Source organism: Bacillus sp. FSL R10-2201 (assembly GCF_038008665.1).
In the GTDB taxonomy this organism is placed as follows: Bacteria; Bacillota; Bacilli; order Bacillales; family Bacillaceae_G; genus Bacillus_A; species Bacillus_A mycoides.
The window spans coordinates 579,785-605,287 of record NZ_JBBOZP010000001.1 but is presented as its reverse complement, the minus strand read 5'-3'; the positions used below and the strand labels follow the sequence as shown (position 1 = coordinate 605,287).

Here is a 25,503-nt window from a genome sequence, read left to right as displayed (position 1 = left end):
AGATGCTTTTTTCATTACAACAATGTAATCTTCATGTCACCTTTATCGATCGTTCCAATCCTTTCCATTCGTTATACTAAAAATATAAAGTGAAACTTTACTCAGCGAGGAGGATCCATCTCCCGCTAATTATTAAGTAAACGTATAGCAAGCAATTGATATGTAGAGGAGAATGTAACATGAAACAAAACAAACAAGCTATCTTTTTAATATTTGCTACAGCAATTGTAACTTCTGGATTAGCAATTTTACCTTGGTTTATTATATAGAATACATAAAAAAAGCTTATTGCTTCTTAAGAAGCAATAAGCTTTTTTTCTATTATAAAATCCCGAAAAATTTATTTACACAACTTATCATAATAAGCATAGATACCGCAACACACATTACAACCGCATTACGATCTTGCTTTTCTTTTTGTAAATGCTCTACTTTTTTACTCATGTGTACAATCCCCTTTTAAAAAAAGTGTGAGATAGGAAATTTTTCTTATCCGATGCGAGGTGAATACGAAAACCCTCTCTATCTCACATACACAATAGAATGGAATTGTCATTTTATAAATAAAATGACATGACGTTATGTCGCAACATAGGGTATTTGTGTCGCTACGTTTTCTATTATAAAAAATAGTTGTGCAAAACTAGTGCATTTTTTATGTCAATTGCCCTGATTGAAAAAATCAGCCATCCATTCAATCACATAAAAAGAGTTTTTTATTATTTTCATGTAAACTATACAAGTAGAATGAATAGTTTGGGGTGCACAAGATTATGGTGAAAATTTTATTAGTAGACGATGAAGAACGTATGTTACGATTATTAGATTTGTTCTTAAGCCCTCGCGGCTATTTTTGTATGAAAGCTACTTCTGGCCTTGAAGCACTAGAATTAATCGAACAGAAGGACTTCGATATTATTTTATTAGATGTTATGATGCCGAATATGGATGGGTGGGATACTTGCTATCAAATCCGTCAAATTTCCAACGTTCCAATTATTATGCTAACAGCTCGCAACCAAAATTATGATATGGTCAAAGGTCTGACTATGGGAGCAGATGACTACATTACAAAACCATTCGATGAGCATGTATTAGTCGCGCGAATCGAGGCTATATTACGTCGCACAAAGAAAGATGGCTTTGTTAGCTTCAATGGTATTGAGTGGGATAAAACGAAACATACTGTTACAGTTTATAATGAAAAAATCTCACTAACTCCTATTGAATTTTCGTTGCTCGGACTATTTTTACAAAATACAAACCGTGCCTACAGCCGAGACGATTTAATCGAAAAGATTTGGGGCTATCAAACAGACATCGAATACAGAACTATCGATTCACATATTCGTAATATACGGGATAAGTTACGCAAAAAAGGATTTCCAGTTGAAGATTACTTAGAAACAGTCTATAAAGTAGGATATAAATGGAAAAGTGAATAATTAATTTGGTCAGTGGACAATAGTTGACCACTGGCCCTTTATATGAAATAAGGTATGGTGAGAAAATGAGCAAACTTTCCCTTAAAGTTGGGACATACTTTTTAATATTAGCTTTATGTATTGAGACAATCGCTTTCGTATCTTTTTATAAGAACCTTTCAAACATACGCATTGAAGAGGAAACTCTTGCTCTTTTAGAGAAAGGAAATCGCTATAGTAAAATGATTAAAAACCGCGCGAAGTGGGGTGCATATTCTAAAGAAAGGCAACTCACAGAAAGCGCTGAACACAGTAAACGACCTAAACGTGCTGTGTACCCCGAGTTTGATATCAACACTGAGGCTGAACACTTAGTTGAATCAGAATTAATTGCTAACTCTGATATAGCTATCATTATAACAGACAATAACGGCAAAATTATTTCTACCTCAGAACCCGTAACGAAAGAAATGCAAAAACAACTTACTTGTAAAACTGAGACTATCCCAGAAGGTGGATTAATCGTTGAAAAAAACTGGAAAAAATCAAAATTCATCTCAACAGTAAGCCCGCTGGAAATTCAAGGATTTCAAGGTAAGTTATATATGTTATTAAAGACATCTTTCTTAGAAAATATGTTACTTAAACTCATGAATCAATTTCTTATCATTAGTGTTTTGACAATTATTTTAACTACTATTTCTGTCTTTGTTTTTTCTCGTGTTATTACAGAACCGCTTATAAAAATGAAGCGGGCGACAGAAAAAATGTCAAAATTAAATAAGCCGATTCAATTAGGAATTAAACGAAATGATGAACTTGGAAGCTTAGCAAAAACGATTGAAGATTTATCTAGTGAACTTACGTATATGAAAAAAGAACGAAACGAATTTCTCGCTAGTGTAGCGCATGAATTACTAACTCCATTAACCTATATGAAAGGTTATGCAAAGGTAGCAAAAAGAGATTCTCTAACGAAAGAAGAACGTGAAGAATACTTACAAATCATTGAAGACGAAACGGATAGTGTAACCGATCTCGTACAAGATTTATTTATGCTTGTACAATTAGAGCAACACCAGTTTGTTATAAAAAAACAAAAAGTAATTCTTAAACCATTTTTAGAACGAATGGTTGAAAAAACAAAAACAACATTAACAAACAAACAAATGCAACTCCATGTACATTGCAAAGATGATTTAGAAGTTTGCATAGACGAAAGACGTATGGAACAAGTTATGTTAAATTTATTACACAATGCTTATCAACATTCACCAGAAAACACTTCTATAATAATACGTGTACTAACCAGTGCGAATACTTTTACAATAAGTGTACAAGATGAAGGTGAAGGTATTCCAAAAGAAGATATCCCACATGTTTTTGATCGCTTTTACCGTGTCGATAAATCCAGAACACGAGCTACAGGTGGAAAAGGTATCGGACTGGCTGTTGCAAAAGAAATTGTAGAACTTCATAATGGTTCTATTGAAGTTAAAAGCGAATTAGAAGTCGGAACAGAATTTATAATTGAATTACCATTTGTATAATATATGCGTGAAATCACCAGTAGTAGTCAACACTACTGGTGCTATTTTATTTATAAAACCAACTATTATAAGCTAAGCTTTTGAAATTATTCTTATTTCAATATAAAATATAGGTACAACTGTCAAAGATTTGGAGGGTGATATAATTGGATATCCATGTATTAACAAAAGACGAAGCAGAAATTTACTTAGAACTTCGAGTAGAAGGGTTAAAACAAAACCCGGAAGCTTTCAGCTCTTCTTATGAAGATATTATTAATAAAGAGTGTGCTATTGAATATAAAGCCCAAAAATTAGCACAAGATGAGAACTATACACTAGGTGCATTTAAAGATGGAGAATTAATCGGAGTTGCAACACTGGAAACGAAACCATATGTAAAACAAGAACATAAAGCGAAAATTGGTTCAGTATACGTGTCTCCAAAAGCACGCGGACTTGGAGCGGGAAAAGCACTTATTAAAGAATGTCTTGAGCTTGCTAAATCTTTAGAAGTAGAGCAAGTTATGCTTGATGTTGTTGTTGGCAACGATGGTGCAAAAAAACTTTACGAGTCATTAGGGTTTAAAACATTTGGTGTGCAAGAACGTTCATTAAAATATAACGGACAATATTGGGATGAAGAGCATATGGTTCTTTTCCTAGATGAAGAAAAATAATAAAAAACATCCTCGCATTTATGAGGATGTTTTTTACTTTTTTATAAACCATGCCTTATTTAATAATTGAATCGCTTTCGCAATTTCTTCTTCTGATAAAATCGCAAATCCAAGTAGCACTATATTTTCAGGTGCAGTACCGTCTTTATAGTACGTAGACACAGGGTATATTTTGATACTATGTTTCGCAGCTTCTTTAATTAATTCTTCTTCCCGCATTCCATTATGCACCTTTAATAAAATGTGCAATCCTGAATCTTCTCCTATCACTTCAACACGATTTGAGAAGTACTTTTCTAGTTCAAAAACAAGTCGATCTCTCTTCTTTCGATAGACGACACGCATTTTATGAATATGTTTTTCCCAATACCCTTCACTTAAAAACCTTCTAATCACTTCTTGATCCATTCTTGAAACACTTTGTGTATAAAATAAATATTGTTGTTGATACTTTTTAATCAATTTCTTTGGTAACACCATATAGCTCATCCGTAATGATGGCAACAATGCTTTAGATAGCGTCCCCATATAAATAACTTTCCCGTCTGTATCTAACCCTTGCAGTGCCGGTATAGGTTTTCCCGAATAACGAAATTCACTATCGTAATCATCTTCAATAATATACCTACCTTCTTCTTTCTTCGCCCATTGTAAAAGCTGCATCCTTCTCGTGATAGGCATAATCATTCCGTACGGAAACTGATGGGAAGGAGTAACAAATACAACGTTCGCATCACTATTCTCTAAATCTACAATACAAATTCCATCTCTATCCAAAGATAACATTTGAACTCTTTTTTCTCCCTGTTCAAAAACAACCATTTTTCTATGATATCCTGGATTTTCAACTGCATAATTACTTCCCTTTAATAATTGAAACAGTAGTTTCACTAATATTTGTGTTCCCGCTCCTAATACGATTTGACTAGCTGCACAACGCACACCTCTAGATTCATACAAATAGTTCGCAATTTCTTCTCTTAAGCTCCATTCTCCTTGTGGGTGACCAAGAAAGAGCAACTCATTATTATGAGGCTGCCATACGTCATTTATAATTTTCCGATACATATTGAACGGAAAAGCATTTGTATCGACTCCTGTTTGTGTGAAATCAAATTTATAATCCCTCTCCTGAAAGGATACTTCTTCTATTCTCTCTTCGTTTTCTTCTACATGAACCATTTGCTCAACCTTACATACAAAATAACCTTTTCTCGAAATTGACTCAATATAACCTTCTGCAAGTAATTGCTCGTAAGCCGCCTCTACTGTATTTTTACTTACTTGTAAATGTGTTGCTAACTTTCGCTTAGCCGGTAATTTCGTAAAAGATAGAATCGTTCCATCTTTAATTTCTTTTTTTATATACTCATACAACTGCACATACAATGCCTTCTTACTATTCATATTTAAATTAGGCGTTAATTCTAACATAATATCTGACCCCTTAATAAAACTAAAATCTGATACTTTTTACAGTACCAGATTTTATATATAATTCCTTCTATCATGTCACACATAAAAAATCAAATACTAAAGAGGAGATGCATGATCATGAACAAAAGTAGACGTATCGGACTCATTATGATTATTACAGGAGCCACATTATGGGGATTATCTGGACCGATGATTCAATGGCTATTTCAACATACGAACGTATCATCAATTGATTTTTTAACAATTCGCTTGTTGCTTGCAGGAGTATTTATTTTGTCTTTCTTACTAATAAAGAAACAAAACATATTTCAAATTTGGAAACACCCTAGACATTCTATACAGCTTATTATTTTCTCTATTCTTGGCATGCTCGGTGCGCAATACGCCTTTATCGAAACAGTTCATATTAGTAATGCCGTAACGGCAACACTATTTCAATTTCTAGGTCCTGTTCTTATTACAATTTACGTTGCGTTTGAGCAAAAGAAATTCCCTGCTTCTATGCAAATACTCGCAATTATAACTGCTCTAACAGGGACATACTTTATTATTACAAACGGTTCAATTGAAAATATTGTTTTATCTAAAGCAGCTATTACTTTCGGCCTATTAACAGCGATTGGTTTTGCGTTTTATACCCTTCATCCGGCTTCCCTTATTAAAGAATGCGGAACAACTATAGTAATTGGCTGGGGGATGTTAATTGGAGGGATTGCACTGCTTATTTGTAATCGTTCTTTTGGGTGGAGTCAGATTTCGCAAACTTTCACACTTCAAACTTTTTCTATGCTTATTCTTATCATTATAAGTGGCACTCTTTCTTTCCTTCTTTATATCGGGAGTCTTAAATATTTAGCAGCAACAGAAACAAGTATTTTATCTAGCATTGAACCACTTGTAGCTGCCATCGTTTCAATCGCTTGGCTTAATGAATCTTTTGGAGCATATCAATTATTAGGCGGAGTATGTATCGTCCTTTCTGTTATTTTCTTAACAATGCCTCAAAAAGAGAGAGAACCAACCTTTTCAACTGAACAAATATAAAGTGAAACTTTAATCAGTGGGGGGTTCCATCCCCCACTGATTATTAGCCCTCACCAATTGGGATAGAAAATGTCAAAAGAGGTCGTACAAAACTTACGACCTCTTTTTATGATTTAAAGGAATTGTCTCGTCTTCTAGCAAATACAATTACACTAACAATAAAAATTAGGAGTGTGGCACCATGAAAAAAATCGGAACTATGCTACTTTTCTCCTTCCTCATTACTGGCTGCGCGCAATCGCAACCCGATTCAAATGTACCTAAAAAAGAAGTAATAGAAACGTCATCCTCTCAAATTAACGCACCTTCCTTTTTTCACCTTAGTGTCTTAAAAGATGTAAATTGGGAAGAAGCACCATCATTCGTAGAAGGAAAAATACCGTTAAAAGGCATTGAAAGAAAAATTGCAATGGCTGATAGCTCTATTATCGCAAATGAGCAAAATGAAATAATGTGGTTCTTCCTGGATCCTGAAATGCCAACTGGAAAACTATCTATTATCGCGTTAAAACAAGGAACTACAACTCCAACACCAGTACTCTTTCAAAAAGAAACCTCCAAACAAACTTGGACTACCTCAAATACAGTCGATACAACCGTAAAGGAACTCCCTCTCGTAATGTCACTACCTTCATCTGGATTATGGGTATTAAACATATATGTGAATGAAAGATATTATGATCAATTTGTAATCAATGCCGAATAAAGTGACAAAACTGAAACACTTCCTTACAACAATGTAATTTCTACGTCACGTACTTCGATAGGTGGATTATCTCTCTTCTCTTATACTTAAAGTAAGAAATGACGCGAGGAGAGATGAGAGATGAAAAAAATGATAGAAGTGATCGTAGCAGTAACTGAGGTTTTAATAAATGGTAAACAAGTTGCAATGGAGTTAAATAAATAATGAACGGGGCTTGAATAAATTTACACTTCTTCATTATTTTGATTTCTTATCTCAAAAAAAGCAGTGCCTTTTTAAGGCGCTGCTTTTGACTATTTATAACTTGGCATTTTCGTAATCTGTGCCACACCTGAATCAATGGCTGCTTTCGCTACTACTTCTGCAACACTTGGAACAACTCTTTTATCTAATGGATTGGGAATTACATAATTCGCATTACGCTCTTCGTCCGTAATTATGTTAGCGATCCCATATGCTGCTGCTAATTTCATCTCTTCTGTAATATCAGTCGCGCGTACGTCTAATGCACCACGGAATATACCAGGGAACGCTAATACATTATTTACTTGATTTGAATAATCAGAACGACCAGTTCCAACTACAGCAGCTCCAGCTGCTAATGCGTCCTCTGGGAATATTTCTGGGATTGGATTCGCCATTGCAAACACAATTTGTTTCTCGTTCATCGTCTGTATAAGTTCTTTCGTTAATACGTTTGGAGCAGATACACCGATGAAAATATCAGCTTGATGAATCGCTTCCTTTAATGTTCCACGTACATATTCTCGATTTGTCTTCTTTGAAACTTCGATTTGCGCTTCGTTCATCCATGTTTCACCTTCACAAACAATACCTTCTAAACTAACTAACGTAATGTATTTTGCGCCAGCTTTTAATAATAATTTTCCAATTGCAATTCCTGCCGAACCCGCACCGTTAATAACAATTTTCACATCGTCCATTTGTTTACTTACAACTTTTAATGCATTAATAACAGCTGCTAAAACAACAATAGCCGTCCCATGCTGATCATCATGAAATACAGGAATATTCGTTTCTTCTTTTAATCGTCTTTCAATTTCAAAGCAACGTGGTGCTGCAATATCCTCTAAATTAATTCCTGCAAATGTAGGCTCTAAATTTTTAACAAGGGTAACGATTTCATCCACATCAGTCGTCCCTAAACATAACGGGAAAGCATCTACATTCGCAAATGTCTTAAATAAAATACTTTTCCCTTCCATAACAGGCATAGCCGCTTTCGGTCCAATATTCCCTAAACCAAGTACTGCAGTTCCATCTGAAACAACTGCAACCATATTACCACGTGCTGTATAGTCATAAGCTGTTTCCTCATCTGCCGCAATTGCTTTACAAGACTCTGCTACCCCCGGTGTATAAGTCAAACTTAAATCGTCCGCTGTATTCACTTCTACTTTACTTGTAATTTCAATTTTCCCTACTAATTCTTTATGCAATAACAATGATCTTTCATTAATTTGTTTTTCTAACATACTTATAATCTCCCCTTAATTTGACAAGCTAGCTATATGAATATAGCTAGCTTGTTTGATCATGAAAACATTTTTAATAAAATTGTCGCTGTTACGACCATTGCAGCCCCACCTAAACGCGTTGAAATTTGTGCGAACGGCATTAATTCCATACGATTTGAAGCTGATAAAATAGCAACATCTCCAGTTCCACCTAAACCACTATGACATCCAGTTACAATCGCTGATTCAACTGGATACATTTTCATCACTTTCCCTACAAGAAAACCTGACGCTACCATTGTAAGAACAACCGATGCGCACACAACAACATATCCTACCGAAAGAACTGCTGCTACGTCTTTTAACGGAATATATAGCAATCCTAAACCGACCATTAATGGCCATGTTAAATTCTTTGAAATGAATTTATATAAATGGAATGCTCCTTGCTCCATTTTTGCTGGCATTAGATTAAAGTACTTCACAATTGCCGCTGAAAAAATCATAATGATTGCTCCTGGAATACCGATAAACTTAGAAGCGAATCCTCCGAAAATAAAGAATGTACATGCAATCAATAATCCTGCTCCCATTAATGAGAAATCAATTGGTTTTTCTGTATTTTGCTCCTTTAATAAATCTGCTTGATTGTCTGTTTTTACCAATACACCGTTACCACTAAGCTCAGGTCTCTTCTCACCTAAACGCTTCATATACCCTGCACTCACGATTGCAAACATATTCCCAATAATAGCTGCCGGAATAAGCTGTGATACAAACGTTGCTGATGATTCATTTAAAATATCACTATAAGCTAGCGACAATGGTAAAATCCCTTCTCCGATACCACCACTCACAATTGGTACGATGATAAAGAAAAATGTCTGCTTCATTTCAAATCCAAATAGTGAACCGACTAATAAGCCCACTGCTACAGAAGCTAACGTTCCTACTACTAAAGGAATAAACATACGAACGAAACCCTGCACTAACACTTTACGGTTCATTCCCAAAATACTTCCAACTACTAAACAAGAAATATATAAATATAAAAAGTTCGATTTTTTCATTAACATAGTCGCAGCTTCCATTGAAGCTGGATTCATCCAGTTAAAAAATACAAGTAACGATGGAATAAATAATGAGAGAATTGCTGGACCACCGATATTTTTTAATATTGGAATTCTCATTCCAATATCACCTAAGAAAATACCCATGATCATAATAACTGCAAAACCACCAATCATATCTGCTGGTAATTTATTATATACAGATGCTCCATAAATAATAGCAGCCAATACTACATATAACGGTAAAGGTATAACACCGATTTTAACGTTCATAATTTTAGAAGCGAAAGATTCACTTTTCAATTCATTGCCTTCAGAAAATGATATCGCTTCCACATTTTTTTGAATTCCCATATGGCACCCCCTTGTTTTCTTAATAACAATATTAAAACGCTTTCAATAGTAAAAATAGTTTTTGTAAGTTTTGTAATTGGTTTTGTAATTAAAAAAAGTATAAGCGACTTATAATAAGCCGCTTATACGTAAAAGTCTATTTTATTCCGGTCAATACACCTTAATTTACTCACCGGTCTTCCCACATTTTGATACACCATTTCATTCTCTAATACTCCGATTTCAGTCAAAAACATTACATACTTTCGAATAGAAACTCTCGAAACCCCTACTAATTGCGCCATTTCATCAGTTGTAAATGCTTGTCCATTAAGCGATTCGATTTTCTGCCAAATGAGTTGCAATGTTTGCTTTGTTAATCCTTTCGGAAGCTCTTTATAGTCAAAGGACTCTCTTTTTTCTTTTTGTAAAATTAACGAATCTAATTCCGATTGACTAATTTTTTGTTGTTCTTTCATGAAAGTAAATTTTTCTCGATACACCGTTAATGCTTCCTTAAAGCGTTCAAATGTAAATGGTTTAATTAGATAGTCTACAACTCCATATTGTAATGCTTTTTTAATACTTCCCATATCATGTACAGCTGAAATCATCATAATATCAATTTCTTTTTCTTGATTTCGAATATACATTAAAAGCTCAAATCCAGTCTCCTCAGGCATAAAAATATCAAGTAATATGAAGTCTACTCGTGACCTCTCTAACACTTCTATCGCTTCTTTAACTGAGTTAACTGCATGGACAAGTTCAAACCCTCCCACTTGCTCTAAATAATGCGTATTTAACATCGCAACCATCGGATCATCTTCTACAATTAAAACTTTAATCATATTTGCTTCTCATCCCTACCTTTAGGTATTTCAATTGTTATCGTTGTTCCCTCTCCTAATAAGGAGGAAATGTGAATCTCCCCATTTATTCGCTGTATACTTTCTTTTACAAGATACAAACCATAACCGCGATTATCCCCTTTTGTGGAATAACCTTTTGTAAATAATGCATCCACTGCGTCTTCTTCTATACCTTTCCCCGTATCTTGCACTGTAATAGTTAATGCATTCTGATATTGTATCCCAACTTCAACTTGTTTCTTTTTGCAATGTATCACTGCCTCTAATGCATTATCTATTAAGTTCCCTACAATCGTAATAAGTTCATGAGTAATACTTTCATCATATATTTCCGGCAAGTAAGAATCTTCACTTATAATTAACTTTATATTTTTCTCCCTAGCATAGCTAAGTTTACCTAGTAAAAAACCAGCAAATACTGGACTTTTTATTCTTTTCATAACCCCACCAATTTCATATTGATGCTCTGATACCATACTACTTACATATTTCTGCAATTCTTCATACTGTTTCATATGTGTGAGCCCTAATACGACATGCATTTTATTCATAAATTCATGAGATTGTGCCCGTAACGCTTCCGCATATAGCCTAATACCAGTTAGTTCCTCTGCTAATTTTCTAATTTCTGTTTTATCACGAAATGTTGCGATCGCGCCAACTATTTCTCCTTTTACATATAAAGGAACACGATTTGTGACAATCGTAATTCCGTAAATATTTTGTTCTTCGTTTAATTGTACCTCGCCTGTTTGCAACACTTCTTTTATACGTGAATTTGGCATATACAATTCAACATCTTTACCAATAAAGTCTTCTTCCAGTCCACTTTTTTTAAATAGCCGTTTCGCTTCATTATTTATTAAAGTTACATTCGCCTCTTTATCTACAGCAATAATACCTTCTTTCACCGAAAGCAACATCGTATTTCTTTCTTCAAGAATTTTTGCTATCCTATGCGGCTCAAGACCAAATAAACTTTTCTTTATATGTCTAGCTAGCAATATTGCTCCTATAATCCCAACTAATACTCCAACTCCGACACCAATATAAATAATATGTCTACTTTGCTTAACTCTTTCTTTTACATTATCTGCTGAAATACCGACAGCTACTGCTCCAAGCTGTTCCCCTGTTTCAGAAAATATTGGTACAAACACTCGCATTGAAATACCTAAAGTTCCTTCTGCTAGCGATACATGTTCCTTCCCTTTCAATGCAGGTCCTTCATCTCCCCCAATAAAATGATGACCTATTTTTTGAGGATTTGGATGAGATTTTCTTATTCCATCCATATCCATAACTACAATAAATTGAACACCTGTATTTTTTAATATCCTATTTGTATACGTTTGGATTGCTGAAGTATCTGCTTTCCCAATCAAACCATTGATTACAACTGAATCATTCGCCACAATATGTGCAATTGTTTTCGCTTTCTCTGCCTGGCTATCCTCCGTTGTCCGCTCTACATTATGACTAATTAATATATCTGTAACAAGTAAAGAAAAAATTACAACCGTACAAACTAACAATGTAATCGTTTTCCATAAATTCCATAGTCTTTTTCTTTTTTTCATCCCGTTAATGACTCCCCTAATTACTGAATATAAAAATAAGTAAGATGATATTATTTTCACCTTACTTATTTGCTGTTATTATACTTTAAATTTACTAGTCATTGCTTGTAGTTCTTCGGCCATCTCAGCTAAGTTTTGCGAAGCCGAACTAATTTCTTCCATCGAATTTACTTGTTCTTCTGTTGAAGCTGCAACACTTTGCATACTAGCTGTATTTTCTTCTGCCGCCGCTGCAATTTCATCAATAGCATTTGTTACTTCGTTTGCATCTCCAGCTATACTCTTCGTTGTTTCTACCATTTGATTAACTTGAGAAACAATATGAGTAGTAGAACTTAAAATTTCTGTAAAACTTACTTTCGTTTTTGTTACAACATCTAAGCCTTGTTGAACTTCCCCACTCACATTATCCATTGCCTTAACAGTATGTTCAATATCAGCCTTAATTTCCGTAATTAAATTCGCGATTTCTCCGGATGACTCTCCTGATTGCTCTGCTAACTTTCTTACTTCATCTGCTACAATAGCAAAGCCTCGGCCCTGTTCCCCTGCTCTTGCCGCTTCAATAGCTGCATTTAAAGCTAATAAGTTCGTTTGAGTAGCAATGTTTTGAATTGCTTCAGAAATAGCTCCTACCTGCTTTGATTTCTCATCAAGAAGTTTAATAATAGCATCTGACTGGGATACCGACCTAGAAATAGACTGCATTTGTTTTGCGGTTTGTTCAACTAAATCTTCTCCCTCTTCAGCTCTTTCTCGCGCATGTAATGAGGAAATAGAAATTGACTCTGCGCTTCCAGTTACATCTTGAATTGCTGTATTTACTTGTTGTAATGTAGCCGCGCCTTCTTCAACACCTTGGCTTTGTGATTCAGCCCCACCTGATACTTGTTCCATTGCAATTGTAATTTGATCTGTCGCATCATTCGCTTGCTGTACGCTCGCTGTTAACTCTTCTGCCGATGCTGCAACATGTTCTGCTGAAAAGCTAATTTGGGTGATCACATCTTGTAAAGACGTAGACATTTCATTAAATGCATTCCCTAGTTTCCCTATATCATCCTTGGAATGGATTGTAATTTTTTCTGTTAAATCTCCCTTACTAATTTTATGTGCCGATTCGGCTATTTGTCGTAATGGCCTTGTAATAGAATTTGTAATGAAATAAATTAATACACTACCAAATGCAATAGCGATAGCTATGACAATCAAAGTCTTATAAAACACTGGACTGGCAGCTTGCATAATTTCTTCGTCAAACATAACTCCAACTATTTTCCATCCTGTTTTCTCATTTGTTGTAAAGATTAAATTCTTTTTATCATCTTGTTCTGTATAAGATACATTTCCTTGTTTGTCTTCATAAATTGGTTTAATCCAAGGATCAGTAACCTTTGAACCTGGCTTTCTAGACGGATGACTAACAATTTGCTTATTTTGATCTAAAATAACTGCATAGCCTTTTTCACCAATATTAATCATTTTTGAAACCTTGAGGATGTTATCCAAATTCAAGTTAATACCTATAACACCTTTACCATCTTTTGCTTCTTTAGCAATTGTCACTACCATATTTTTTGTAGATGCTGATTGATACGGTGCAGTAACAATTACCTTTCCCTTATTTTCATGCGCTTCTTTATACCATGATCTATCTGTTGGGTTATAGCCATCAGACATTTGAATAAATGGTTCTCTTATAAACTTACCCGTCTGCGTTCCAATATAAATACCTTCTACTTCTGGATGAAGCTTTATATATTGTGCTAACTTCGTTCTTACTATTTCTTCTTGTCCATTTGGATATGTATCCTCTGTTAAGATGTCTGAAAAGTACGTCGCATCAACAAATTTCTCTTCTATATTTTGAGAAATAACAGTATTTAAAACTGAAATATTCTCCTTTGCTTTATCGGTCATTTGATGTTCAAAATTTGTTTTGGCAGTTTGATATGAAACACCACCGATAATAAGTCCTGGTATAGTTAAAATAATAAAAAATGAAATGATTAATTTTTTCTTGATACTCATACTTTTAACCCAGTTAAATATATTTTGCATAATAAGCCTCCTTTATGTAATAGAACACTTGTGTAATTTTATACAATCAACATGTATAAAACAATATATAATGATAACATGTAATTTTTTCGTCAATTATGCATTTTTACATATCCACTTCTCCTAAACATTTTAATCCTAAAAAACAAGAGAACTTTAGCATATATAATAAGCTAAAGTTCTCTTGTTTTTTAACAGCTTCTCTTACAATTCCTTAAATCTTTATCCTTCACCTTATAGTTATATAGTTCATGCTCTTCTTCCTAATTTATTTGGAGTTATTTACATAGCTAATTGCCTGACTCCCCATCTGCACCCATGCCTGTTCAAATTTTCCTCTTGGCACTTTTACATCTAAGCTATCATCGAGGGGATCTCGAATATATACAGATTCCTTATCGTACCCAACAAGTACAACACAATGTTCATTATACGTAATAGAAACATCCCCACTATTTGTTTCCCATGTAGTAAATTCATCTTCATCTAAAGAAGCATATGTTGCATTCGTAATCATGACTACCGGGTGCCCTGCTTTTACACTCTTATAAATTTCTTCTATACTCTTCCCTGTTAAGTCCACAGCTTTATTCGGTAAATATTTTTTTGCTAACTGAAAAAGTGGTCCGTGATATACACCGTATCCGGATTCAGAAAAGGTATAAATATTCCCTACAAATCCTTCATTCGGATTCCCACGTACACCATCTTCCATAAAATTAACTTTTTTTATTTCATTTGCTAATTTCATCTTATCTACAGAAACACCTGCGTATTGTAACATCATCGCTAAACTTGTTACTTCGCAGCCTCTATCTAACTCTGGTAATTGCTGAATTAAAGGCACATTTGATAACATGACTTTTTCATCGTTATTACTAAACTCTATTCGTTTTTGACTTTGTACACTTGAAAATAGTACCCCCTTTACTTTCTCCACATACTTTGTAATTCCATTTGTATATGCACCCCATACCCCTATACATAGTAAGGCCATACATATATACCACTTCCATTTTCGTATCATTCTCACGCCCTTTTTAATTCGTTAAATACGAATAAAACGCATCAGCATCTGTTTGAACCATAGGAACAAACTTAAGCTCTTTTCCCTTTTCAGGTTGTTCAAGATTTATCTTCTCCGCTAAATCTTGAATCTTCAAATTCGTTCTATCCATACCTAGCTCATCTGCTATTTCTATTACCTTTTGCTCATTTATTTCTCTTAATACTTGATATATATCTTTGCCATATAAATCAATATGATATTTTTTTGCTTCTTCCTGTACTTTTTGTTCGTACACTTCTTGTGCTAACCCTTCCATCTCTTTTCCTTGTTGAGCAATACCTAGCTTTTCTGCTTCTTTTCTAACTTTCGTTCCGTAGATTTCTTCCTCAATCTCTTCTATTTCTTTTCCTTCAGTTGAAACACCAAGCTTTTCTGCTTCATTATTAATTTTAATCTTATTAATTTGATCAATTAAACTTACAATCGACGTATTCTCTATAGATATTCCTAGTTTCAACGCTTCTTTCCTCACTTTTGTTTCATAAATTTCTTCTGAAAGAATTCCAACATCTTTCCCTTCTGCCGAGATACCTAATTGATTAGCTTCTCTTCCTACTTCCGTCTCATGAATTTCTTTTTCTAACGTAATTTGTTCTTTCCCATCCGTTTCAATGCCTAACTTTTCCGCTTTTTCTTCCGTATGCATTGCATGTATTTTCCCATCATTTAATTGTTCTTTACTACGCTGCGTGTAATCTGTCTTTCCTTTTGTCATTCCAGAAGGGGAGGCACCCCCTAATATACTTAAACTCATTACTCCAATAGTGAATACCATCATCATTTTCTTTTTCAAGACTTCTTCCTCCCTCTCACGCTTTCTTTTTCCAGCTTTCCCATAATTTTTTTTATACTATACATAAACTTCATCTCTGTTAGAAATAACCTTATGATTTATCCAGTTCATTCAAAAAAACTTACATCTTTTCTTTCCATCACAAGTTTCCATTATGTAATACATGCTACAAGTTATTCCTTAACTTTCCCTTAAAAAAGACGACCTTGTAAAAACAAGGTCGTCTTCTCACTTATAATCTTTGATTTTTTGGGAAAATCACTTCAAAACAAGTTCCTTCTCCCCATTTGCTCTCTACCGATATTTTTCCATAATGCTTTTCTACAATCCAATTAGCGATTGAAAGACCTAACCCAGCTCCTTCTGACATACTTCTTGCTTTGTCTCCTTGATAAAAACGATCAAATAAATTTGGAATATCTTCTTCTTTAACTCCTATCCCATTATCTTTCACCCGTATACGAATTGAATTACTCGTTTGTGTGCAATCAATTTGAATATGCCCATCTTCATTCGTATACTTCATCGCATTATCTAACAATATGACCATCATTTGATGGATTCTCTCTCTATCACCCATAAACGTTATATCATGTTCTACTTTTAATATCATCGCTTTTTCTTGATAAGAGGCAATTTCTTTATATGGATTTATAATTTCTTCTAACAACTTATCCAGTTCAAATGTTTTCTTATCCATCTCAATTTGATTAGAATCCGAACGTGCTAACAACAATAAATTGCTAACGAGTTTCGATAGCCGCCTACATTCTTTTGAAATTGTAGAGATATCCACGGCTTTTTCTTCTATCGTAGCGGATGGGGACTGGAATAATACATCCGTTTTTGATTGAATAACTGCAAGCGGTGTTCTTAATTCATGTGATGCATCGGAAACGAATTGCTGCTGTTTCTCCCATGAATTTTGAATAGGTATCAGTGCCCTGCCAGCTAGGAAAAAACCGATACCTATTGCACATAGACTGCCTATGCTACAACCTATTATGAGAATTAAAAATAAAGTATTTAGCATTTCTTCTTCAGCTGTTGTATCACGTACAATTTGAACTATTTTTCCATCTTCTTGAAACGCAAACATTCTAAAATATCGTCCTTGCACTTCAATATCTTGCAAATCCCCTACCTTTTTTGGAGAAAACTTTTCCAAATCCCCTTCAAAGTTAGAGCGAAATTTATGGTTATCGCCTTCTATCTCCACTATTTTTCCATTCCAAGTTATTATAGTTATCCGTGGGTCTCGAATTTTGATATTCTCTATACGTTTTCTTGGTGGTGGCATTTTAACATCAAATTTTTCTCTATACTGAGTTATCATTTTTATAGATTGATCCACTTCATTATAAGTACGCTTGTATGTGTACGAATAAATAATACTACCTAATACACCTATTAATAGGATAAATACTAACGAATTCAATATAGTTAGACGAATACGTGTCTTTTGAAACATGCTTCCCTTTCTCATTGTTCTTTTAATATATATCCAATACCACGAACGGTTTGAATATCTTTCTGATAACCGAATGGTTCTAATTTTTTACGTAAATGATGTACATACACTTCTACAATTGCTACTGTCGTATCAGAATCAAATCCCCAAACACGATCAAAAATTTGTTCACGCATTAAAATCTTCCCGCTATTTTGAATGAGATACTCTAGTAGCTCATATTGTTTTAATGTCAGCTTAATACCTTGTCCATCTACTTGAATGTCTTTATCTTTTCCGAACAATTCAATCCCTTTATAGCGAATGGTCTGCTGTGTTGTTAAACTACCACTTCTGCGTAGTAATGCACGAATTCTCGCTTTTAATTCAGGGGCCTGAAACGGTTTAACAATATAATCATCTCCACCAAAGTCCAATCCTTTCACTCGATCTTCTAAAGAATCCCTCGCTGTCAAAAACAGGACTGGCGTTTCAATCTTTTCATCACGTATTTTTTGAATCACTTCAAATCCGTCCATTTCTGGCATCATCACATCAAGCAAAATTGCATCATAAATGTTTTGCAGCGCCAAAAACAAGCCGTCTTCCCCATTCATTGCCGTATCCACTTCAAATTCATCACGTAAAATTTGTACGATAGACTCTAATAACGAGGCATTATCTTCTACTACAAGTAAGCGCATATTCTCACCTTCCACAATCTATTTCAACTTTCTTTATTATTGCATCTCTTCTCTTCATAACGAAATAATGTAATCATATTATGTAATTTCATTTTCAACTATTTCCTTCTAAAGTTTTGCTCGATATAAAATTTTGAACCTTTATTATAAAGGCTCTTTCTTAAATTTTGCTTAATAAAAAATTGAAAGAAATAAGATTCCTCTTATCTCTTTCAATTTTTTACTACATATACCTTTTTACTTGGCAACTCCAAACAATTTAACTGACCACCATACACAGCCCCACCATCAATTCCAATAATACGATTACTACCAAAATACACTCCGCAATTCTCACTACCATGAAGCATTTTTGTTTCCGTATGGCCAAATACAACAACCTTTTCGCCGCTATATCCATTATGAAATTCATTACGGATCCACATTAATGTATATGGTTCAGATTCAGAAACTCGGTTCATCGGCTCAACACCAGCATGTACAAAGATATACTCTTCTGTTTCAATGTAATGATCTAATTCTTGAATAAACGTTACATGTTCCTCTAATATATGAGATTGTAAAATCGGTTTTTGGAAGTTTTCCTCATTAACCGCAATGTCTTCTTCTACAAATCCATAGCTATATAACGTTTTATCTCCACCATTCCTTTTTACCCAATGGTTCCATGAACGTTCCTCATCAGTCGTTAACGCCTTGATCATCATATCTTCATGATTGCCCTTTAGAACGAGGGCTCCCGCTTCTTTTAACTCTTTTACCTTTTCAATTACTGCACGCGCATTTGGACCACGATCTATATAATCCCCTAATAAAATCAATTGATCCTGTCCTGCATCGTATTGAGCTTCTTCCAATAACTGTTCGAACTTTTCTATTTCTCCATGAATATCACTAATAACAAGTATTCTCTTCATTTCTTCCCCTTCTTTCTAAACCATTCTCTTTCTAATTATAGATTAAAACGACAGAAATTTCTGAATCATAATTCGAAATAGCATTTATTACAAATAAAACTATTATCCTTACAACACTGTAAGTCTCTTGTCATCCAATTCGATAGTTGCAATTACTATATTTCTTTATACTAAAAGTAAGAAATGAAACAAAAAACAAGGAGAGATGAGATATGAAAAAAGTGATGGAAGTTGTAGTAGCAGTGGCAGAGGTTTTCGTAAATGGTAAACAAGTTGCAATGGAGTTAAACAAATAATGAAAAGGACAATATTCTTTCTAGACCCTTTACTCATATAAAAGAGATAAGACTTCATCATTTCTTTGATCCCTTATCTCCCAATAGAGAAAGCCGCATCCTGAAAAAGGATGCGGCTTTCTCTTATTTTTGACTCGTACGAGCTGAAATACTAATTGCTCTATCTGTTGTTTTTGCAGCTTCATCTAACGCTTCTTTACTATTTTTCCCGTCATACATTGCTTCTAATGCTTTTACGACTGCATCTCTTGATTCTGGGAATACACTAATTAATGCACCTTGAGTTGCTGGAGATTGCTTCGTTGCTTGTAATTGCTCTACCGTTACTTTTAACTGCGGATACTTTTCATACTGCTCTTTTACTAACGGCTCATTATATGCATCTGGATTAATTGAGAAATATCCTGTTGCAGTATGCCATTTTGCTTGTACATCTGGCTTCGTTAAATATTTCATAAAGTCCCAAGCACCTTGCTGCGTTTCTTCTGAAACCATATTCGTCATCCATAATGAAGCACCGCCAATAACAACACCATTTTGTTTCGAATCTTCTGGATACGGAATATACGAAACGCCTACATTAAACTTAGATGCATCAATTAAATCACGAACACCAGCTGAAGAATCTAAATACATAGCAACTTGTCCAGACTGGAACGCAGCACGAATATCATCCCAACTTGCTCCATACTTTCCAAGTGCACCAGCTTTATTTAATTCATCTAACATCCCAAATACTTTTTGACCTTCTTTTCCGTTAAATACCGCTTTCTTTGCAGCATCTTTACGGCCGTTTTCGTTGTCTACATATAAAGCACCTTGTGTCGCTAACAACTCTTCAAAGAACCAACCATAATTCAGCATTGAAAATCCATACTGCTTTACATTTCCGCCTTCTTTAATCGTTAACTTTTTCGCCGCTTCTTTTAACTCATCATATGTTTGCGGAGCTTTCTCTGGATCTAATCCAGCCTTCGCGAAAGCATCCTTATTATAAATTAATACTGGTGTAGATGAATTAAACGGCATAGAATACATTTTTTCATCAACTGAATAATAGTTCGTAATTGCTTTTTCTAATTTTGATGTATCGTACTTATCTTTTTTAATCCAGCTATCGATAGGCGTAATCTTTTTGCTATCAATCATATACTTCGTTGTAATTTCACTCGATTGAACAAGAGCTGGCGCTTCTTTCGTTGCAGACATCGTTTTAAATTTCGTTAAAGACTCTTCGTATGTTCCTTGGAACTCTGCCTTTATCTCGTATTTATTCTGCGACTTATTATAGTCTGCAACAAGCCCATCTAGTACACCTTGTGTTTTTCCACCCATTGCATGCCAGAAACGAATTACAGTTTTATCACCATTCTTTTCAACTGGAGCTACCTTTGCCTGTGCTTCAGGTTTCCCCTCTGTTTTACTATTTGAACAAGCTGCGCCGGTTAATGCCATTGTGGCTGCCATTAAAAGAGCAGCACTTTTTTTCAATAAACTCATCTCAATCCCACCTTTTCCTATGTATGCTTATTTAATTGCACCTTTTGTTAATCCTTTTTGTAATTGCTTTTGCCCTAAAAATAGTAAAATCAACGTTGGAATGACGATAACCGTAACACCGGCCATTACACTGCCCCAATCAGTTGCAACTTCTTGAGATTGAAGCTGCTTTACACCAATTTGAACCGTTCTTACTTTTTCATCAGTGGTTACTAAGAGCGGCCACAAATACATATTCCACGTTGTTAAAAAGCTATATACTCCAAGCGTAATAAAACTCGTTTTACAATACGGAATTACAACACTGAATAAAAACCTTACATTTCCAATCCCTTCAATAAAAGCAGCTTCTTTCAGTTCATTCGGAAGTGTCATAAAATGTTGACGTAGTAAGAAAATACCGAAAGCTGTTGCAAAAAACGGCACCGTCATCCCAGCAAAACTATTAATCCATCCGAAGTTTTGAATCGTTAAAAAGTTCGGTACCATCGTTGCTTCCCACGGAATAAGCATTGTTGAAATAAACAAAAAGAAAATTAAGTTTCTACCTTTAAACTGAAGAAAAACAAAAGCATAAGCTGCTAAACTGGATACGATAAGTTGTCCAAGCATAACAACTGTCGATACAATTAAACTGTTATATAAGTATGTAAAAAGAGGTACTTTTTGAAAAATATTAATGAAATTATCAAAAGTAAATTGAGTTGGAAATAACCTTCTCATTTGAATATCGTCTGGTGTCATAAAGCTTATTAAAAACGCATACAGTACAGGAAAAAACACCATTACTGCACTAATAATGAGCAGCATGTATAATAGGAAATTTTGTTTCCACTGTTTAACGATCATTTATAATGCACCTTTCTCTCAGCAAACTTAAATTGAATCAATGTAGCAATAAAAATGAAAATAAATAATACCATCGCTTGTGCACTTGCTGTTCCAAATTGATGATTTACAAATGCCTCTTTATAAATCGAGTACACAATTAAATTCGTTGCATCATTCGGTCCACCGTGCGTTAAAATATCAATTTGTCCAAAGCTTTGGAATGCACTAATTAACGTTACTGTCACGATAAAAAATAAAGTTGGTGATAGCATCGGTAATGTGACGCGGCGAAGCTTATGTAAATAACTAGCACCATCTATAGATGCACTCTCATATAAAGACGTATCAATATTTTGTAAACCACCTAATATAACTAAAAATGCAAATCCTGTATTCACCCAAACCGTTGTAACCGATACAGAAAACAGTGCCCAGTCCGGACTCGTTAACCATGCGATTGCCGGAAGATTCATAGAGGCTAATATATTATTAAATAACCCTACACTTGGATGAAATAAAAATAGCCAAATCACTGCACTAGCAGCTACTGATATTCCCATCGTTGAAGAAAACAGTACTCGGAATAACCCGATCCCTCTTACTTTTTCATTTGCAATTAATGCAAGAAATAAGGCGAATACAATACTAGTAGGCACTGTATATAAAACAAATAATAAAGTTGACTTTATACTTTTATAGAAAGCAGGATCCGAAAATAAATATTGATAATTTTCTAAGCCAACGAAAAGATTAGCTTCTCCGTGTATATCTGTTAAATAAAAGCTATAGTAGATCGTCCTAAACAATGGATAGAAAAGAAAAATTGAAAATAACAAAATAGATGGCGCCAAAAACAATAATCCTATTCTTAAATCTTTCGTTCTGCCCCATAAACTCTTCTTTTTTGACACTGTTGTTTGAACTGGTAACTTACCTACTTCAATCATTATTTCGCCACCACTTTCAACTCTTCTTCAGCCACCACTTTTAATCGTTCATTCGTATTTTGGTGAAAGAAGCATAGTTTTTCTTGCGAGAATAATAATTTTACTTTGTCACCTTTGTTCAGGAGTAACTGTCCGATGACTTTCGCACTCCAAGTTGTTCCATTTACCGCAAAGTTTAATATAGATTCATTCCCTAATACTTCTACAGATTGCAGCGTAACTTCTTGTCCTTCCTCAGACAATGCAATATACTCAGGACGCATGCCGATTCGAATTATTCCTTCTGGTAATTGCTTTAACTGTCCAATAGATAATGGAATTTGCAATTGCCCTATATGTAATATGCCTTTTTCTTTATCCACTTCCCCATCATTTATATTCATAGAAGGAGAACCTATAAAACTTGCAACAAATTCGTTTGCTGGTTCGTTATATATATCAAGCGGTGTTCCAACTTGTTGTATACTTCCTTTATTTAAAACCATAATACGATCTCCCATAGTCATTGCTTCTATTTGATCGTGAGTAACGTAAATCATCGTAATTCCTAATCGTTGCTGAATTTCTCTAATTTCAATCCTCATCTGTGCACGTAATTTCGCATCTAAATTCGAAAGTGGTTCATCCATTAAACAAATCGGTGCTTGACTGACGATGGCCCTAGCAAGTGCAACACGCTGTCTTTGTCCACCTGATAGTTGCCCAGGCTTCATTTTGACATATTCCTTCAACCCTACCATCTCAACAGCTTCCATCAATCGTTTTTGTCGTTCTTCTTTCTGTACTTTTCTTACCTTAAGTCCAAATAAAATATTTTCTTCTACAGATAAATGTGGGTATAGCGCATAATTTTGAAATACCATTGATAGATTACGATCTTTTGGCTCTAAATCATTTGCAACATGTTCATTAATAATTAAATCTCCCGAAGAAATTTCTTCTAAACCAGCCAGCATTCGTAATAATGTACTTTTTCCACATCCCGAAGGTCCAACTAAAACAAAAAATTCTCCTCTTTTAATATGAACTGATACGTCTTTAACTGCTGTCTCTTCCGCATTTTTATATACCTTTGAAACATTTTTCAATTCAATCACAAGGTTGCACTCCTTTTTTCTTCTTGTATCCACACTTCATAATGACTCGTTGAAATTGCACTTGCTCCTGCACGAATTGCGATTTCTGCATCCTCTCGCGTTTGAATCAGCCCACCTGCAATAATAGGGAATTTTATTTCCTCCGCTAGCTGTTTAATAATAGAAGGCATAATGCCAGGCATAATCTCTACTGCATTCGGTTTAGTCGTTTTACAATTTTCAATTGATTTTGTAAGAGATAAAGTATCAACAATAAAAATGCGTTGAATCGTTTTCAATCCAATTTTATTGGCATTTCGAATTGTCGATCCCTTTGTCGAAATAATACCTTGTGCTCCGATAACATCTTGAATATATAAAAGTGCTTCCTCTGTGTTCGTATTTAAGCCTTGTATAAAATCACAATGAAGAAATACATCGTGTCCATGTTTCTGTAGTTCATATACACGCTCTGGTAACTCCAGCATTGAACCAGTCATAAGAAAAACTGTTTTCGGTAATTTTTTGTATGTTTTGTACCCTTCCCAATCCTTTATCATCGCAATATAAGGTTCTTTAAACATTTATTCCACCTAGCTTTTCTATTTTTATCCAAACTAAAAACACCTACTTACATAGAACACCTTTCTCCTTATTTGAACTCTAGGGAATAGAGCACACTTAAGAAAGCGGCACGTTATATGTAAGCGGGTGTTCTCAAATGTTCTCTACCCTAGTTATTTTGTTACCTTTACTATATTACGCATTTATTAAGTCAGTTTTGATAAATTGTTAATTAGATGTTAATCGAATGTTAATATTCACCATATTACTTTTACAATAATCTAGATATACGAATAAACCCCAACAGAACACAACAATGTTTAAAATTCAATCAATATGTAAATTCATTCCATAGTTAATGAGTTTTAGTTTTCTCGCCACTGCTTGCGAAGCAAAGTTATCCCAAGAAGTACTATAAAGCGGAATGCGCTTTTCCTCTTGTATTGATAGTGCCCAGGCTGTAACGACATCAGCACCATATCCATTCCCTTGAAACTCCACTAAAGTTTCCACACTTGCCTCAGCAGCTACGGGCGTACTTCTGGCACTGCAACATATAGAAACTACCTTTTCATTTTTTACAATTGCAAAATAAGGTCGCCTCCATTCCATCTGTTCTATTAGATTAGAAAAATTTTCTCGCAAAAGCTCTTTATTCTTCTCTGTTATTTGTATTGTTCTAGTTGGCTTATGTAAATTATTAGGAAACATGAAAGCAGGACCCACCCAAATATTCTCCACCGTTCTCTCTTCATTTAATACTTTAATGATCTTTGCTATCTCAATGTGATTTGAGCATTCTCGAATTAATTTCTCAATCTTACTTATCATTTCACCATGCAGTTTATAATGATACCTCGTTATATTGCCTTCACGAGTTCTGCTAAGAAAAAAACGTGGTGCTTTCAGATTTCCATTTTCATTTACACACTTTATTCTTCCTACTTGATTATGAACAAATAAAACTTCTGCCTGAATTGCTATTAACTCAAGTTCTGAAAATCGCATTTATACCCTCCTTAATTACTATTTGTAGCCTTCTCGATATAGCATCCATCCATTTTTTCAAAACAAAAATCCCATTTAAATACACATTACTGAATCCATCATACTAAAATGACTTCTTCATTCTGTCTATCTAA

The 25,503-nt window shown here is 34.5% G+C and carries 23 protein-coding genes; 5 read left to right on the top strand and 18 right to left on the bottom strand.

Annotated features, from left to right (window positions below):
• Window positions 1–321 precede the first annotated feature (321 nt).
• Window positions 322–444, bottom strand: coding sequence for a hypothetical protein (locus NSQ69_RS03080; RefSeq protein ID WP_002125145.1), 123 nt, complete (start codon window positions 442–444; stop codon window positions 322–324).
• 329 nt (window positions 445–773) lie between these two features.
• On the opposite strand from NSQ69_RS03080, the gene NSQ69_RS03075 reads away from it, so the two are divergent.
• The 3 genes from NSQ69_RS03075 to NSQ69_RS03065 all read left to right on the top strand — a co-directional run bounded on the left by NSQ69_RS03075 (window position 774) and on the right by NSQ69_RS03065 (window position 3,633).
• Window positions 774–1,445: a response regulator transcription factor gene (locus NSQ69_RS03075; protein WP_000238947.1), complete on the top strand. Its 672-nt coding sequence runs from the start codon at window positions 774–776 to the stop codon at window positions 1,443–1,445.
• Between the two features lie 65 nt (window positions 1,446–1,510).
• Window positions 1,511–2,974 (top strand): sensor histidine kinase, encoded by a 1,464-nt coding sequence (locus NSQ69_RS03070; RefSeq protein ID WP_002188251.1) that lies wholly within the window; start codon window positions 1,511–1,513, stop codon window positions 2,972–2,974.
• Between the two features lie 146 nt (window positions 2,975–3,120).
• On the top strand, window positions 3,121–3,633 hold the full coding sequence (locus NSQ69_RS03065; protein ID WP_000351210.1) for a GNAT family N-acetyltransferase: 513 nt from the start codon (window positions 3,121–3,123) through the stop codon (window positions 3,631–3,633).
• A gap of 33 nt (window positions 3,634–3,666) precedes the next feature.
• On the opposite strand, the gene pdxR is transcribed toward NSQ69_RS03065, so the two are convergent.
• Entirely contained in the window at window positions 3,667–5,067 is a 1,401-nt protein-coding gene (gene pdxR, locus NSQ69_RS03060) for a MocR-like pyridoxine biosynthesis transcription factor PdxR (RefSeq protein ID WP_002169190.1), read from the bottom strand.
• A gap of 120 nt (window positions 5,068–5,187) precedes the next feature.
• Between pdxR and NSQ69_RS03055 the strand changes: the two genes are divergently transcribed.
• Together NSQ69_RS03055 and NSQ69_RS03050 are read left to right on the top strand one after the other, a co-directional pair.
• On the top strand, window positions 5,188–6,114 hold the full coding sequence (locus NSQ69_RS03055; protein ID WP_002125137.1) for a DMT family transporter: 927 nt from the start codon (window positions 5,188–5,190) through the stop codon (window positions 6,112–6,114).
• Window positions 6,115–6,295: 181 nt separating this feature from the next.
• Entirely contained in the window at window positions 6,296–6,820 is a 525-nt protein-coding gene (locus NSQ69_RS03050) for a DUF4871 domain-containing protein (RefSeq protein WP_002010428.1), read from the top strand.
• Window positions 6,821–7,113: 293 nt separating this feature from the next.
• Here the strand turns inward: NSQ69_RS03050 and NSQ69_RS03045 are convergent, their stop codons facing one another.
• From NSQ69_RS03045 to NSQ69_RS02970, 16 genes are all read right to left on the bottom strand, one after another.
• On the bottom strand, window positions 7,114–8,316 hold the full coding sequence (locus tag NSQ69_RS03045; protein ID WP_002125135.1) for an NAD(P)-dependent malic enzyme: 1,203 nt from the start codon (window positions 8,314–8,316) through the stop codon (window positions 7,114–7,116).
• Between the two features lie 59 nt (window positions 8,317–8,375).
• Window positions 8,376–9,722, bottom strand: coding sequence for a 2-hydroxycarboxylate transporter family protein (locus tag NSQ69_RS03040; protein ID WP_016121435.1), 1,347 nt, complete (start codon window positions 9,720–9,722; stop codon window positions 8,376–8,378).
• 122 nt (window positions 9,723–9,844) lie between these two features.
• Entirely contained in the window at window positions 9,845–10,552 is a 708-nt protein-coding gene (locus NSQ69_RS03035) for a response regulator (RefSeq protein WP_002125132.1), read from the bottom strand.
• Window positions 10,549–12,153: a sensor histidine kinase gene (locus NSQ69_RS03030; RefSeq protein ID WP_002125131.1), complete on the bottom strand. Its 1,605-nt coding sequence runs from the start codon at window positions 12,151–12,153 to the stop codon at window positions 10,549–10,551. Before NSQ69_RS03030 ends, NSQ69_RS03035 begins: the two co-directional genes overlap by 4 nt.
• 78 nt (window positions 12,154–12,231) lie before the next feature.
• Window positions 12,232–14,214: a methyl-accepting chemotaxis protein gene (locus NSQ69_RS03025; protein WP_341098925.1), complete on the bottom strand. Its 1,983-nt coding sequence runs from the start codon at window positions 14,212–14,214 to the stop codon at window positions 12,232–12,234.
• A gap of 268 nt (window positions 14,215–14,482) precedes the next feature.
• Window positions 14,483–15,211, bottom strand: a complete 729-nt coding sequence (locus tag NSQ69_RS03020; RefSeq protein WP_147740305.1) for a C39 family peptidase — start codon at window positions 15,209–15,211, stop codon at window positions 14,483–14,485.
• Between the two features lie 43 nt (window positions 15,212–15,254).
• Window positions 15,255–16,076: a transporter gene (locus NSQ69_RS03015; protein ID WP_341098924.1), complete on the bottom strand. Its 822-nt coding sequence runs from the start codon at window positions 16,074–16,076 to the stop codon at window positions 15,255–15,257.
• Window positions 16,077–16,308: 232 nt separating this feature from the next.
• A complete protein-coding gene (locus tag NSQ69_RS03010) occupies window positions 16,309–17,547 on the bottom strand; it encodes a sensor histidine kinase (protein ID WP_002125123.1) in 1,239 nt (412 codons plus the stop codon).
• An 11-nt stretch (window positions 17,548–17,558) separates the two neighbouring features.
• Entirely contained in the window at window positions 17,559–18,230 is a 672-nt protein-coding gene (locus NSQ69_RS03005) for a response regulator transcription factor (protein ID WP_002091066.1), read from the bottom strand.
• A 212-nt stretch (window positions 18,231–18,442) separates the two neighbouring features.
• Window positions 18,443–19,147: a metallophosphoesterase family protein gene (locus tag NSQ69_RS03000; RefSeq protein ID WP_002125121.1), complete on the bottom strand. Its 705-nt coding sequence runs from the start codon at window positions 19,145–19,147 to the stop codon at window positions 18,443–18,445.
• A gap of 419 nt (window positions 19,148–19,566) precedes the next feature.
• Complete coding sequence (locus NSQ69_RS02995; RefSeq protein WP_002134301.1) at window positions 19,567–20,943, bottom strand: ABC transporter substrate-binding protein; 1,377 nt, start codon at window positions 20,941–20,943, stop codon at window positions 19,567–19,569.
• 27 nt (window positions 20,944–20,970) lie between these two features.
• Complete coding sequence (locus tag NSQ69_RS02990) at window positions 20,971–21,792, bottom strand: carbohydrate ABC transporter permease (protein ID WP_002125118.1); 822 nt, start codon at window positions 21,790–21,792, stop codon at window positions 20,971–20,973.
• Window positions 21,789–22,721 carry a carbohydrate ABC transporter permease gene (locus NSQ69_RS02985; RefSeq protein ID WP_002125116.1) on the bottom strand — a complete coding sequence of 311 codons (933 nt, stop codon included), beginning with the start codon at window positions 22,719–22,721 and terminating at the stop codon, window positions 21,789–21,791. Before NSQ69_RS02985 ends, NSQ69_RS02990 begins: the two co-directional genes overlap by 4 nt.
• Window positions 22,721–23,818: an ABC transporter ATP-binding protein gene (locus NSQ69_RS02980; protein WP_341098923.1), complete on the bottom strand. Its 1,098-nt coding sequence runs from the start codon at window positions 23,816–23,818 to the stop codon at window positions 22,721–22,723. The genes NSQ69_RS02985 and NSQ69_RS02980 overlap by 1 nt, the downstream gene beginning before the upstream one ends.
• Window positions 23,815–24,381, bottom strand: a complete 567-nt coding sequence (locus tag NSQ69_RS02975) for a glycerol-3-phosphate responsive antiterminator (RefSeq protein ID WP_002169199.1) — start codon at window positions 24,379–24,381, stop codon at window positions 23,815–23,817. Before NSQ69_RS02975 ends, NSQ69_RS02980 begins: the two co-directional genes overlap by 4 nt.
• Window positions 24,382–24,688: 307 nt before the next feature.
• On the bottom strand, window positions 24,689–25,369 hold the full coding sequence (locus NSQ69_RS02970) for a GNAT family N-acetyltransferase (RefSeq protein ID WP_002125110.1): 681 nt from the start codon (window positions 25,367–25,369) through the stop codon (window positions 24,689–24,691).
• Between the last annotated feature and the right edge of the window lie 134 nt (window positions 25,370–25,503).